This is a genomic window from Blastococcus sp. TF02A-30 (genome assembly GCF_003319185.1).
Lineage (GTDB): Bacteria > Actinomycetota > Actinomycetes > Mycobacteriales > Geodermatophilaceae > Blastococcus.
Genome location: NZ_QOHJ01000003.1, coordinates 370,044 through 383,527, shown reverse-complemented (window position 1 = coordinate 383,527; position 13,484 = coordinate 370,044). Strand labels below are relative to the sequence as shown.

12 protein-coding genes are annotated in these 13,484 nt (G+C 74.0%); 7 read left to right on the top strand and 5 right to left on the bottom strand.

Annotation, left to right across the window (positions count from 1 at the left end):
• Positions 1-35: 35 nt before the first annotated feature.
• Entirely contained in the window at positions 36-1,061 is a 1,026-nt protein-coding gene (locus DQ241_RS09075; RefSeq protein ID WP_113829835.1) for an SGNH/GDSL hydrolase family protein, read from the bottom strand.
• Between the two features lie 108 nt (positions 1,062-1,169).
• On the opposite strand from DQ241_RS09075, the gene DQ241_RS09070 reads away from it, so the two are divergent.
• Positions 1,170-2,510, top strand: a complete 1,341-nt coding sequence (locus DQ241_RS09070) for a DUF2252 domain-containing protein (RefSeq protein ID WP_233492326.1) — start codon at positions 1,170-1,172, stop codon at positions 2,508-2,510.
• On the opposite strand, the gene DQ241_RS09065 is transcribed toward DQ241_RS09070, so the two are convergent.
• Together DQ241_RS09065 and DQ241_RS09060 are read right to left on the bottom strand one after the other, a co-directional pair.
• Entirely contained in the window at positions 2,507-4,489 is a 1,983-nt protein-coding gene (locus tag DQ241_RS09065; protein WP_113829834.1) for a VWA domain-containing protein, read from the bottom strand. The two genes, DQ241_RS09070 and DQ241_RS09065, sit on opposite strands and share 4 nt — an antisense overlap.
• A 2-nt stretch (positions 4,490-4,491) precedes the next feature.
• Complete coding sequence (locus DQ241_RS09060; protein ID WP_199584225.1) at positions 4,492-5,955, bottom strand: sigma 54-interacting transcriptional regulator; 1,464 nt, start codon at positions 5,953-5,955, stop codon at positions 4,492-4,494.
• A gap of 61 nt (positions 5,956-6,016) precedes the next feature.
• Between DQ241_RS09060 and ilvA the strand changes: the two genes are divergently transcribed.
• From ilvA to DQ241_RS09040, 4 genes are all read left to right on the top strand, one after another.
• Positions 6,017-7,231, top strand: coding sequence for a threonine ammonia-lyase (gene ilvA / locus DQ241_RS09055; RefSeq protein ID WP_233492325.1), 1,215 nt, complete (start codon positions 6,017-6,019; stop codon positions 7,229-7,231).
• 73 nt (positions 7,232-7,304) lie between these two features.
• A complete protein-coding gene (locus DQ241_RS09050; RefSeq protein ID WP_113829975.1) occupies positions 7,305-8,303 on the top strand; it encodes an ATP-binding cassette domain-containing protein in 999 nt (332 codons plus the stop codon).
• Positions 8,300-9,106 carry an ABC transporter permease gene (locus tag DQ241_RS09045; protein WP_113829833.1) on the top strand — a complete coding sequence of 269 codons (807 nt, stop codon included), beginning with the start codon at positions 8,300-8,302 and terminating at the stop codon, positions 9,104-9,106. Before DQ241_RS09050 ends, DQ241_RS09045 begins: the two co-directional genes overlap by 4 nt.
• A gap of 47 nt (positions 9,107-9,153) precedes the next feature.
• Positions 9,154-11,211, top strand: a complete 2,058-nt coding sequence (locus DQ241_RS09040) for a M3 family metallopeptidase (protein ID WP_113829832.1) — start codon at positions 9,154-9,156, stop codon at positions 11,209-11,211.
• 7 nt (positions 11,212-11,218) lie between these two features.
• On the opposite strand, the gene DQ241_RS09035 is transcribed toward DQ241_RS09040, so the two are convergent.
• Positions 11,219-11,551: an RNHCP domain-containing protein gene (locus DQ241_RS09035; RefSeq protein ID WP_199584223.1), complete on the bottom strand. Its 333-nt coding sequence runs from the start codon at positions 11,549-11,551 to the stop codon at positions 11,219-11,221.
• 22 nt (positions 11,552-11,573) lie between these two features.
• Entirely contained in the window at positions 11,574-12,077 is a 504-nt protein-coding gene (greA, locus tag DQ241_RS09030) for a transcription elongation factor GreA (protein ID WP_113829831.1), read from the bottom strand.
• A gap of 170 nt (positions 12,078-12,247) precedes the next feature.
• Here greA and mca point away from each other — a divergent pair, with 170 nt between their 5' ends.
• Together mca and DQ241_RS09020 are read left to right on the top strand one after the other, a co-directional pair.
• Positions 12,248-13,135, top strand: coding sequence for a mycothiol conjugate amidase Mca (gene mca / locus DQ241_RS09025; RefSeq protein WP_113829830.1), 888 nt, complete (start codon positions 12,248-12,250; stop codon positions 13,133-13,135).
• Positions 13,132-13,452: a hypothetical protein gene (locus DQ241_RS09020; protein WP_113829829.1), complete on the top strand. Its 321-nt coding sequence runs from the start codon at positions 13,132-13,134 to the stop codon at positions 13,450-13,452. The genes mca and DQ241_RS09020 overlap by 4 nt, the downstream gene beginning before the upstream one ends.
• Positions 13,453-13,484 lie beyond the last annotated feature (32 nt).

The window sequence follows — 13,484 nt, the reverse complement described above, 5'->3', positions numbered from 1 at the left end:
CGCCCCCTGCCGCAGCGGGGCCCGGCCGCCGCCGCTCAGGGCGCCAGGACCTCCGGCGACTGCTCGGCGCGCTCGGCCTCCTCCGCGGTCGGGACCTCCGGCGTCCGCGGCCGGCGCAGCAGCGCCCAGGGGCCGCGGGGGCCGGCGGTGGCACCCCGCTTCTCGGCGGGCTGCACCTCGGTGCCGGACCGCGCCGCCGCGCGGGCGGCCGCCCGCGCGACCGGCTGCACGGCCTCCCGCCGGCCGGTGCGCAGCCGGCGGTCGGCGCCCTCCGGCCAGGCGCCGATGGCGTCGGCCAGCGCGGGAAGGAGCACCGCGGCGGCCTGGGCGTAGCCGGCCGCGCTCGGGTGGAACTGGTCGTTGCTGAACATCGAGAGGTCGGTGGCGAACTTCGGGCCGAGGACCGAGCCCAGGGAGACGGTCCGGCCACCGGCCTCGACGACGGCGATGGTCTGCGCGGCGGCCAGCTGCCGGCTCCACCGGCGGGCGAGGAGGCGCAGCGGCTGGCCGATCGGCCGGATGGTGCCCAGATCGGGGCAGGTGCCGACGACGACCTCCGCACCGGCCTCGGTGAGCCGGCGGACCGCCTCCCCGAGGTGGTGCACCGACACCGACGGCCGGGTGCGGCTGGTGACGTCGTTGGCGCCGATCATGATGAGCGCGAGAGCGGGCTTCTCCTCCAGGGCGGCCTCGACCTGGTCGGCCAGCTGCGGCGACTTGGCGCCGGACACCGCGAGCCGGGTGAGCCTGATCGGGCGCTCGGCCAGCTCGGCCAGGGCGGCGGCCAGCAGCACGCCAGGGGTCTGGGCCGCGCGCTGGACGCCCAGGCCGACGGCGCTGGAGTCGCCGAGCACCACGAACGACAGCGGCCTGGTCCGGCCGCGGCCGTACACCCCGTTGCCGGCCGGCGGGTCGGGCTCGCGGCGGGCGTCGATGTTGCGGCGGGCAGCACGGGCCTCCTCGCGCAGCACCGCGTAGAGCGCGGCGCCGGCCAGCCCGACCCCGCCGCCCCCGTAGGCGGCGCCGGCCGCCAGCCGTCGCGCTGTCCCCGCTCGCGTCACGGATCCTCCGTCCCGCTTCCCGTCCTGCCCGGATCACCGCCGGTGATCACCCTTCACCGAGGTTATCGGCCCTCTACGGTGCCACCTGTGGCCCCATCCCCCTCAGGTGTGACCCAGTCCACAACCCTCGACGACCGGAGTCGGCTGATCGTCGACGTGCTGGTCGACGCCTTCGCCGACCTCATGCGGGCCGACGCGGACGCCTTCCGCACCAAGTTCCGGAAGATGGCGGCCGACCCGTTCGCCTTCTACCGCGGTAGCGCGTGTCTGTTCTACGCCGACATGACGACGATCGAGGACCGCTGGTGCGACGAGCGGACGTCGCGCGTGTGGATCCAGGGTGACCTGCACGCGGAGAACTTCGGCACGTACATGGACGGCGCCGGGCGGGTGGTCTTCGACGTCAACGACTTCGACGAGGCCTACGTCGGGCACGTGAGCTGGGACCTGCGCCGGTTCTGCGCCAGCTTCGCCCTGCTCGCGTGGCGCAAGGCGCTCGGCGACGACGTCATCTCCGAGCTGCTCGCCGCCTACCTGGGCGCCTACCTCGACCAGGTCGCGGCGTTCACCCGCTCGGACGAGGACCGCTCGTTCGCGCTGGTCCGCGAGAACACCGAGGGCGCCGTGCACGACCTGGTGCTGGCCACCACGGCTCGCAGCCGGGCCGGGCTGGTCGACCGGCTCACCGTCGTCGAGGGGTACGAGCGCCGGTTCGCCGACGTCCCGCGCAACCGCCGGCTGCACGACGCCGAACGGGCCGAGGTCATGGCTGCGCTCGAGCGCTACCGCGGCACCGTCGTCCCGCCCCGGCGCCGCCGCGACGTGGCCTACGACGTCAAGGACGTCATCGCCACCGGCGGCTTCGGCATCGGCAGCGCCGGGCTGCCGGCCTACAACGTGCTGCTCGAGGGCTACGACCAGGCGCTGGAGAACGACGTCGTCCTCTCGCTCAAGCAGGGCAACGTGGCCGCGCCCAGCCGCATCGTCGACGACCCCGAGGTCGCCGGGTACTTCGAGCACCACGGCCACCGGACGGCGGTCAGCCAGCGGGCGCTGCAGGCCAACGCCTCGCAGTTCCTGGGGCACACGGAGATCCGCGGCGTCGGCTTCGTCGTCGCCGAGCTCTCGCCCTACGAGCTGGACCTCGACTGGGAGGACCTCACCGAGCCGGAGGAGATCCTGCCGGTGCTGGTGCAGCTCGGCCGGGCGACGGCGAAGCTGCACTGCGTGGGCGACGCCGACAGCGACCACACGCTGGTGCCGTTCCAGACAGAGGAGGCGATCACCGCCATGATCGGCGGCCGGCGCGAGGAGTTCGTCGCCGACCTGGTCGGGTTCGCCCACGGCTACGCGCGGCAGACCCAGGAGGACCACCGCCGGTTCGTCGACGCCTTCCGCGCCGGCGCCATCCCGGGCATCAGCTCGAGCGGCGCGCACCCCGTCGGCTAGCGCGCCCGCCGCCCCCTCCGGGTGCGCAAGTAGTCGGCGACGACGTACTCGCCGAGGCGGTCGGCGTCGGGCTGGAAGACCCGCCCGCCCGCCCGCTGGGTGAGGTCGTGGACGAAGTGCACCAGCCCCGGGTCGGGGTCGAGGGCGAAGACGTTGACGGTCGCGCCGGAGCGGGCCACCCGCTCCACCTCGGCGACCGTGCGGGCGATCGTCTCGGGCATCGGCGGCCAGCAGAAGAACGGCGTCCCGTCGTCCTCCAGGTGCGCGGTGGGCTCGCCGTCGGTGACCACCAGGACCACGGGCTCGGCGTCGCGGTGCCGGGCGAGGAACCGCCGCGCCAGCATCAGGCCGTGCTGCAGGTTGGTGCCCTGCAGGGTGTCCACGGACAGCTCGGCGAGGGTCTCCGGGCGCAGGACCTGCGCGGTCGAGGAGAAGCCGATGATCTGGATGGCGTCCTGGGGGAACTTCGTCGTCACCAGCGAGTGCAGCGCCATCGCCGTCGACTTCGCCGCGCCCCAGGTCCCGCGCAGGGCCATGGAGTAGGAGAGGTCGACCAGCAGCGCGACCGCGGCGCCGGTGCGCCGCTCGGTCTCCACCACCGCGAAGTCCTCCACGGCGATCCGGACCTTCCGGTCGTCACGGTCCTCGTGCGCCGTCCGCAGGACGGCGTTCTTCAGGGTGCGGACGACGTCGAGCGGCTGCTCGTCGCCGAACCGCCACTCCCGGGAGCTGCCGGTGAGCTCGCCGGCGGCACCGGCGTCGGCGACGTCGTGCTCGCCCCGGCCGGTGGCGTCGAGCTTGGCGAACACCCGCCGCAGCGCCGTCGCGCCGAGCCGGCGGACCGCCTTGGGGGAGAGCTCCAGCTTCCCGTCGGAGCGGTTGAGGTAGCCCTGCCGCTCCAGCTCGCGTTCCAGCCGGCGCAGCGCGGCGAGGTCGTCGACGGCCGGCCGGCCCAGGGCGCGCTCGAGCAGCTCCTCGTCGATGTCGGCCAGCGAGGCGCCGGCGTAGCCCTGCGACAGCTGGCTGGACAGCGCCTCGAGGTCGGCGAGCTCGGCGACGGCGCTGGTGGCGTCGCCCATGCCGAGCGCCTGCTCGCCGTCGGGCACCTGCCCGCGCTGCCCCCAGGGCAGGTCGGGCCGGGCCTGGCGGAGGGCGTCGGAGAGGTGCGCCATCTCGCTGGCCAGCCCCATGTCCTGCATGGTCTGCGCCATGAGCTCGGCCAGCTCGGCGCGCTGCTCCGGGGAGAGGCCGGCCATCATCCGCTCCTGCGCGGCGGCGCGGCGGGCGAGGGAGTCGATCAGCTCCTCGATCGACTGCGGGTCGTCGGGGAAGAACTGGCCGTGCTGCTCCATGAAGTCGGCGAACCGCTGCTCGGTGTCCTCGCCGCGGTTGTGCGCGTCGATGAGCTGCGACAGGTCGGCGACCATGTCCTTGACCGCCTGCATGTCCTGCTCGGTCGCGTTCTCCAGCGCCTGCTTCATGGAGGCGAAGGAGCTGTCGAGCACCTCCCGGCGGAGCAGGTCCTGGATCCGGTCGTAGGCCTGCCGCGCCTCGGGCGACCGCCAGGAGTACTCCTTGAGCCCCCGGACGGCGCCGGCGGTGTCGTCGGGCAGGGCGTCGAGCTCGGCCTCGGCCAGCCGGGCGGCGTCGTCCGGGTCGGGGAACAGCTCGCGGCGCTCGGCTTCCAGGGCCTGGTCCAGCAGCTCTCGGACCTCCTCCAGCGTGCCGTCCATCCGCCCGGCGGTGCGGGCCTTGCGCAGCCGGTCGCGCACGGAGCGGCGCAGCTCGTCCAGGCCCCGGCGGCCCTCGGTGCCGCGGCGCAGCAGCTCGCGCAGCGCCTCCCGGACGCCGCTGCCGCCGAGCACCGAGTCGCCGATCTCGTCGACGGCGTTGCCCAGGTCGTACGGCGGCGCCAGCGGGTCCGGACCGCCGCGCCAGCGCCCGTACCGGTAGCCCCTGGGTGGGCGTCCGCGGGTCACGGTCAGGCCCCGTAGACCGTGCGGCCGCCGTCGGTGTCCTTCGCCAGCCGGCGGGTCAGGTACAGCCCCTCCAGCGCGAACTCCACCGCCGCGGCCGCCTGCTCGGCGGACTGCTCGCCCTCGGGCACGCCCAGGCGGCCCAGCAGCTCGGCCAGCCGCGGGATCGTGCCCAGCTGACCGAGCAGCGCCGGCGCGCTGACCAGGTCGCCGGACTCGACGGTCTCCCCGCCGGTGAAGTGCTCCTGCAGCCCGGTGAGGTCCAGCCCGGCGCACCGCGCGCGGAAGGTCTGGGCGGTCGCCTGCCGCAGCAGGTGGTCGAGGATCTCCAGCTCGCGGTCGTCGTCCGGATCGGCGCCGGAGTCGGCGAACTCGACCTTCCCGCGACTGGCCGGGACGATGCTCGGCAGGTCCACCACGCGGGCCACCGGCCGGGTCTCACCCGAGATCGCGGCCCGCCGGACGGCGGAGGCGGCGACGGTCTCCAGGCCGGCGATGGCGAACCGGGCGCTGACGCCGGAGCGCTGGTCGACGTGGCTGGACTCCCGCACCAGGCGGGTGAAGCGGGCGACGATCTCGGCCAGGTGCTCGGGCACGAGCGGGGCGGTGCCGCCGTCCCCGCCGAGCGACGACGTCTCGGCCTCCTGGTGCAGCAGCCGGATCTCGTCGGCCAGCTCGACCGGGTAGTGGGTGCGCACCTCGGCGCCGAAGCGGTCCTTGAGCGGGGTGATGATCCGGCCGCGGTTCGTGTAGTCCTCGGGGTTGGCGCTGGCCACGAGCAGCAGGTCCAGCGGCAGGCGGACGCGGTAGCCGCGGATCTGGATGTCGCGCTCCTCCAGCACGTTGAGCAGCGCGACCTGGATCCGCTCGGCCAGGTCGGGCAGCTCGTTGACGCTGAAGATGCCGCGGTTGGTGCGGGGCACGAGCCCGTAGTGCACCGTCTCGGGGTCGCCCAGCGTCCGGCCCTCGGCGACCTTGATCGGGTCGACGTCGCCGATGAGGTCGCCGACGCTGGTGTCCGGCGTGGCCAGCTTCTCCCCGAACCGCTCGCTGCGGTGCAGCCAGCCGACGGGGGTGGCGTCGCCGTGCTCGGCGAGCTGCCGGTGCGCCCAGACGCTGATCGGGGCCAGCGGGTGCTCGTTGAGCTCGCTGCCGGCGAGGACCGGCGTCCACTCGTCGAGCAGCCCGACCAGCGTGCGGATGAGGCGGGTCTTGCCCTGGCCGCGCTCGCCCAGGAGCACGAGGTCGTGGCCCGCGATGAGCGCCCGCTCGACCTCGGGGAGCACGGTGTCCTCGAAGCCGACCATGCCGGGCAGGCTGGGCTCGCCACGGCCCAGGCGGGCGAGCAGGTTGGTGCGGATCTCGGCCTTGACCGGCCGGTAGGTGGCGCCGCTCGCGCGGAGCTCGCCGAGGGTGGTGGGTGCGGGGGAGGGGGTGGCTGCTGTCGCCAGGTCCGTCACCTCGACCACGGTACGACGATCACGCGCGTCCCGGCACGCCTGCGTCGCGCTGCCTGCGAGGATCGCCGTCGTGCCCGCTCCCCTCGTCACCGGTGCCGACGTCGAGGCCGCCGCCGCGCTGCTCGACGGCGTCGTCCGACGGACCCCGCTGCACCACTCGCGCGGCCTCGCCGACCGGGTCGGCGGACCGGTCTGGCTCAAGTGCGAGAACCTCCAGCGCACCGGGTCGTTCAAGATCCGGGGCGCGTACACCCGCATCGCCCGGCTGACCGACGAGGAGCGCGCCCGCGGGGTCGTCGCCGCCAGCGCCGGCAACCACGCGCAGGGCGTCGCGCTGGCCGCCCGCCTGCTGGGCGCCGAGGCGACCGTGTACATGCCGGAGACGGCGCCGCTGCCGAAGGTGGCCGCCACCCGGGCCTACGGCGCCCGCATCGAGATGCTGGGCCAGTCGCTGGCCGAGCCGCTGCTGGCGGCCGCGGCGCACGCCGAGCGCACCGGGTCGGTCTTCATCCACCCGTTCGACCACCCCGACGTCATCGCCGGCCAGGGCACCGTCGGGCTGGAGCTGCTCGAGCAGTGCCCCGACGTGGCCACCGTCCTGGTGTGCGCCGGCGGCGGCGGGCTGGTGTCGGGCGTCGCCGCGGCGGTCAAGGACCGGCGGCCCGACGTGCGCGTGGTCGCCGTGCAGGCCGCGACCGCCGCCGCTCTCCCCGGCTCGCTCGCCGCCGGCCGGCCGGTGCCCGTGCCGTCGATGGCCACGATGGCCGACGGCATCGCCGTCCCGATGCCGGGCGACCTCACCTTCGCCCACGTGCGCGGCCTGGTCGACGAGGTGCGCACGGTCACCGAGGAGGACCTCTCCCGCGCGCTGCTGTTCTGCCTGGAGCGGTCGAAGCTGGTGGTGGAGCCGGCCGGGGTGGCCGCCGTCGCCGCCGTCCTGGCCGATCCGGCGGCCTTCGCGCCGCCGGTGGTCGCCGTCGTCTCGGGCGGCAACATCGACCCGGTGCTCCTGCTCAAGGTGGTGCAGCACGGCATGGCCGCCGCGGGGCGCTACCTGTCGCTGCGGCTCCGGGTGCCCGACCGCCCCGGATCCCTGGCGGCGGTGCTGACCGAGCTGGCCGCGGTCGGCGCCAACGTGCTCGAGGTCGAGCACGAGCGGACGACGACGCGGCTGGACCTCGGCGAGGTGGAGGTCTTCGTCGTCCTCGAGACCCGCGGTCCGGAGCACGCCGGCGAGGTCGTCGGCGTGCTGCAGCGGGCGGGCTACGAGGTCACCCAGAACTGAAGAAGGACCCCCGGCAGGGGGCGGCCGCGAAAAGAGCTCGAAAGTGTCGTAGGCCACTCATAGCGTGGCCGGCATGAGCGAAGCGATCGTCGTCGACGGGCTGGTCAAGCGCTTCGGCGCCACCACAGCGCTCGACGGAGTGGACCTGACCGTGACCGAGGGGTCGGTGCTCGGGCTGCTGGGGCCGAACGGTGCGGGGAAGACGACGGTGGTGCGGATCCTCACCACCCTCCTCGAGGCCGATGCGGGCCGGGCGGAGGTGGTCGGTCTCGACGTCGTCCGCGAGGCGGACGCGGTGCGCGCGGCCATCGGGCTGACCGGTCAGTACGCCGCGGTCGACGAGTACCTCACCGGCTTCGAGAACCTGGAGATGGTCGGCCGCCTCTACCGGCTGGGGAAGGCCGAGGCGCGGGCCCGGGCGGGGGAGCTGCTGGAGCGCTTCGACCTCACCGGGGCGGCGCACCGGCCGGCGAAGACGTACTCCGGCGGCATGCGCCGCCGGCTGGACATCGCCGCCTCGCTGATCAACAGACCGCGGGTGCTGTTCCTCGACGAGCCGACGACCGGGCTCGACCCGCGCAGCCGGCTGGCGATGTGGGAGTTCATCGCCGAGCTGGCCGACGGCGGGACGACGATCCTGCTCACCACCCAGTACCTGGAGGAGGCCGACCGGCTGGCCGACCGCATGGTCGTCATCGACCGCGGTCGGGTCATCGCCCGCGGCACGGCCGACGAGCTCAAGGCCCAGGTGGGCGGTCAGCGGCTCGAGTTCACGGTGACCGACGCGGCTGCGCTCCCGGGGATGGTCGAGGCGCTGCGCCCGCTGGCGGTGGACGAACCGCACGTCGACGTCGCCAGCCGCCGGTTGTCGATGCCGGTCAGCGGCGGTGCCGAGGTGCTGGCAGAGGCGCTGCGCCGGCTCGACGGCGACACCGACCGGATCTTCGACGTCGGCCTGCGCCGGCCCGACCTCGACGACGTCTTCCTCGCCCTCACCGGGCACGCGGCCGAGGAGGTCGCCACCGACGACGAGCAACCGGCCGAGCCGGCCGTGACCGGAGGAGTCCGATGAGCAGCCTCGCCGCCACGCTGTCCGACAGCGCGGTCATCACCAAGCGCAACCTGATCAAGGTCAAGCGGGTACCCGACCTGATCGTGTTCGCGACGCTGTCGCCGATCATGTTCGTGCTGCTGTTCCGGTACGTGTTCGGGGGCGCGATCAACCTCCCGCCGGGCATCAACTACGCCGAGTTCCTGCTGCCGGGCATCTTCGCCCAGACCGTGGTCTTCGGGTCCACGGTCACCGGCGCCTCGATCGCGGAGGACCTGCAGAAGGGTCTGATCGACCGGTTCCGCTCACTGCCCATGTCCCGCGCGGCCGTGCTGATCGGCCGGACGGTGGCCGACGCCGGGCTCAACATCATCTCGATCACCGTCATGGCGCTGACCGGTCTGGCGGTGGGCTGGCGGATCAACTCCTCGGTGGTCGAGGCGATCGGCGGGTTCGTCCTGCTGCTGGTGTTCGCCTACGCGATCAGCTGGCTGATGGCCCTGGTCGGGCTCCTGGTGCGGACGCCGGAGGTCGTGAACAACGCCAGCTTCATGGTCATCTTCCCGCTGACCTTCGCGTCCAACGCGTTCGTGCCGCTGGAGTCCTTCCCCGCGGCGCTGCGCGTCTTCGCCGAGTGGAACCCGGTGTCCACGGTCGTCCAGGGAGCTCGGGAGCTGTTCGGCAACACCGTGCCGGGCGCGCCGGTGCCCGACGCGTGGCCGCTGCAGAACCCGGAGCTGTACACGCTGCTGTGGACCGCGATCATCCTGGTCGTCTTCGTGCCGCTCTCCGTGCGCGCCTACCGGCGTACCGCCGCACGGTGAGCGCCTGGTGACGCGCCGGACACGAACCTGGCGCAGGATGGGGGTCGATGAGCGCTCCTGACACCCCCGCGGTGACCCCGGCCAACCCGTTGTTCGCTCCGTCGCCGCTGGACTTCCAGCTGCCAGCCTTCGCGGAGATCTCCCTCGAGCACTGCCGCGAGGCGCTGCTGGCCGGCATGGCGGAGCAGCGGGTCGAGGTGGCGGCGATCGTCGGGTCCCCGGAACCGGCCACGTTCGAGAACACCGTCGTCGCGCTGGAGCGGTCCGGCCGGCTGCTCGCTCGCGCCGAGCGGGTCTTCCACAACCTCACGCCGTCGGTGTCGACGCCGCGGTTGCGCGAGATCGAGCGCGAGATCGCGCCGCTGTCGGCGGCGCACTCCGACGCCCTGCACCTGGACCCGGCGCTGTTCGCCCGGATCGACGCGGTGCACGCCGCGCGCCACGACGCCGGCCTGGACGAGGAGTCGGTGCGGCTGGTCGAGCGCTACCACCTCGACTTCGTCCTGGCCGGCGCCCAGCTCGACGAGGCCGGGCGGGCCCGGCTCACCGAGCTCAACCAGGAGCTCTCGGCCCTGTCGACGCAGTTCGGCCAGAACGTCCAGCAGGCGATGGACGCCGCCGCGGTGCACGTCACCGACCGGGCGCAGCTCGACGGGCTCGGCGAGGAGGAGGTCGCCGCCGCCGCGACGGCCGCCGCCGACCGGGGGCTGGAGGGCTGGGTGCTGCCGCTGCTGCTGCCCACGCGCCAGCCGCTGCTCGCCAAGCTGCGGGACCGGGCGCTGCGCCGCCGGGTGCACGAGGCATCGGTGACCCGGGCATCGGCCGGCGAGCACGACAACGGGCCGGTCGCGGTCCGGATCGCTCGGCTGCGCGCCGAGCGGGCCCGGTTGCTGGGCTTCGGCACGCACGCCGACCTGGTGCTGGCCGACTCGACCGCGCGCACCACCGAGGCGGTGGACGCCATGCTGGCCTCGATGGTCCCCGCCTCCATGGCCAACGCCGAGGCCGAGGCGGAGGTGCTCGCCGAGGCCGCGGCCCGCGACGGCGTCGAGCTCGCCGCCTGGGACTGGGCCTTCTACGCCGAGCAGGTGCGCGCCGAGCGCTACGCCGTCGACACCGCCGCCCTGCGGTCGTGGTTCGAGCTGGACCGGGTGCTGGTCGACGGCGTCTTCCACGCCGCCGGGCTGCTCTACGGCTTCACCTTCACCCCGCGGCCCGATCTGGAGGGCTACCACCCCGACGTCCGCGTCTGGGAGGTCAGCGACGCGGACGGCGCCCCGCTCGGGCTCTACCTCGGCGACTTCTTCGCCCGCGAGGGCAAGCGCGGCGGTGCCTGGATGAACTCCTTCGTCACCCAGTCGCGGCTGCTGGGCACCCGGCCGGTGGTGGTGAACAACCTCAACGTCGCCCGTCCGCCCGAGGGGCAGCCGGCGCTGCTGACGCTCGACGAGGTCGACACGCTGTTCCACGAGTTCGGCCACGCGCTGCACGGGCTGAGCTCCTCGGTGACGTACCCCCGGTTCGCCGGGACCAGCGTCCCCCGGGACTTCGTCGAGTTCCCGAGCCAGGTCAACGAGATGTGGGCGATGTGGCCGGACGTGCTCGGCAACTACGCCCGGCACGTGGAGACGGGCGAGCCGCTGCCGCCGTCGGCCGTCGAGGCGATCGAGGCCGCCCGGCTCTGGGGCGAGGGGTTCGCGACGCTGGAGTACCTCGCCGCCACGCTGCTGGACCAGGCGTGGCACCGGATCGCGCCCGAGACCGAGGTCGGCGACCCGGCGGCGTTCGAGCGGCGGGCGCTCGAGGCGGCGGGTGTCGCGTCCGACCTGGTGCCCCCGCGGTACCGGACGACCTACTTCCAGCACGTGTTCGCCGGCGGGTACTCGGCCGGCTACTACTCCTACATCTGGTCGGAGGTCCTCGACGCCGACACCGTGGAGTGGTTCAAGGAGAACGGCGGCCTGCGCCGGGAGAACGGCGACGCGTTCCGGCAGCGGCTGCTCGCGGTGGGCGGCTCGGTGGACCCGCTGGCCGCCTTCCGCGCCGTGCGGGGCCGGGACGCCGACCCCGCACCGCTGCTCCGCCGCCGGGGCCTCGCCGCCTGACGGGGGCCTACAGCCAGGGCAGCGACAGCACCAGGTCCAGGTCGTCCGGGGCGGCGCCCTCGCGGACGAGCCGGTTGGGCTGGCGGTGGCCGCACGCCGTGCAGCGGTGCACCACCTGCCAGCCCTTGCCCGACTTCTCCACCAGCCCGATCGGTTCCATGGGCTGCCGGCACTCGCTGGCCCGGTCGCCCGGCAGGTCGTCGACGTGCAGCGACCACAGGCAGTACGGGCAGTGGTTCCGGTAGTGCCCGTCGGTGTTCGCCGGTACCGGCGCGGCGCAGTGCACGCACGGGAAGCCGGTGTTCTCCGCCCGCCGGGAGCGGGCCCGCGGCGAGCTCACCGTGACCTGTCCGCCCGGCCCGTCAGGGGACGAACGGCTCGACGCCGACGACCTCGACGGTGATGTCGCGGCCGTTGGGCGCCTGGTAGGTCACGGTCGCACCCGGCGCCGCACCCATGATCGCCGCGCCCAGGGCCGACTCGGGGGAGTAGACGGTGAGGTCGGTCGTGCCCGCGATCTCGCGCGACCCGAGGAGGAACTTCTCCGTCTCGTCGTCGCCGGCGAACTTGATCGTGATGACCGTGCCCAGCGCGGCGTTGGTCGCCGTCGTGGGCGGCTCGCCGACGTGCGCCTTGCGGAGCAGGTCGGTGAGCTGGCGGATGCGGCCCTCCTGCTTGCCCTGCTCCTCCTTGGCGGCGTGGTAACCGCCGTTCTCCTTGAGGTCGCCCTCCTCGCGGCGGGCGTTGATCTCGGCGGCCATCGCCGGTCGGTTCGCCACCAGCTGGTCCAGCTCGGCCTTCAGCCGGTCGTAGGCCTCCTGGGTCAGCCAGATGCCCTGGTCCTGCTCGTCGGTGGGGGTCGACACGTGAGGTACTCCTGAGACTCGGGAGGCCGCCCCCGAACGGGGACGGCCGCTGGTCGAACGGCCAAGCTAACACCGCCGACGGCGCCGGTGCACGGACTCGCGCCGCCCCCGGCCGGACCCGTCCGGGGGAGTGCCGCCGCCTCCCGCCGCCCACGGGGGACAATGCTCCGGTGACCGATCCCGACCAGCTGCGCCTCCTCGCCGTCCACGCCCACCCGGACGACGAGTCGAGCAAGGGCGCCGCGACGATGGCCAAGTACGTCGCGGAGGGCGTCCGCGTCATGGTGGCCACCTGCACCGGCGGCGAGCGCGGCTCGGTGCTCAACCCCGCCATGGACCGCCCGGAGGTGTGGGACCGCCTGCCGGAGATCCGGCGGGAGGAGATGGCGAAGGCCCGCGAGATCCTCGGCGTCGAGCAGGAGTTCCTCGGCTTCGTCGACTCCGGCCTGCCCGAGGGCGACCCGCTGCCGCCGCTGCCGGAGGGCTGCTTCGCCCTCGTGCCCGTCGAGGAGGCCGCGGCGCCCCTGGTGGAGCTGATCCGCCGGTTCAAGCCGCAGGTGATGCTCACCTACGACGAGCGCGGCGGCTACCCGCACCCCGACCACATCAAGACCCACGAGATCTCCATGTACGCCTTCGAGGCCGCGGCCGACCCGGACCGCTACCCGGAGCTCGGCGAGCCCTGGCAGATCAGCAAGGTCTACTTCCACATGAGCTTCACGCTGCCCCGGACCAAGGCGCTGCACGAGGCGATCCTGGCCACCGGCGCGGAGTCGCCCTACACCGAGTGGCTGGAGAACTGGGACCCGGCGCACGACATCTCGCACCGGGTCACCACCCGCGTGCCGTGCGGCGAGTACTTCCCGGTGCGCGACGCCGCGCTGATCGCGCACGCCACGCAGATCGACCCGCTGGGCCGCTGGTTCGCCTGCCCGGTCGAGACCCAGCAGGAGATCTGGCCGACCGAGGACTACGAGCTGGTCCGGTCGTTGGTCGACTCCACCACCCCCGAGGACGACCTGTTCGCCGGGCTGCGCAGCGAGGTGGCCGTCCGATGACCGGCGCCAGCATCGTCCTGGCCGCGAGCGACCAGCCGGTCGAGGACGTCGGCAAGGCCGGCCCGATCGGCCTGCTGCTGATCGTGCTGCTGCTGATCGCGGTCGCGCTGCTGGTGAGGTCGATGTCGGGGCACCTGAAGAAGCTGCCCCGGAGCTTCGACCCCGAGGACCAGCTCCCGGAGGTGCCCGACACCCCCGCGGAGCTGGTGGAGCCACGGGAGCCCGGCCAGGAGCTGCTCGACGAGCTGCGCAGGGCGCCGCTGGCCATCGAGCCGCCGCGCGGAGACGAACCCGAGCGCCCCGGCTCCGCCGGCTGATCACCGGAACGGTGCCGAAGGTCCCTCCCCGG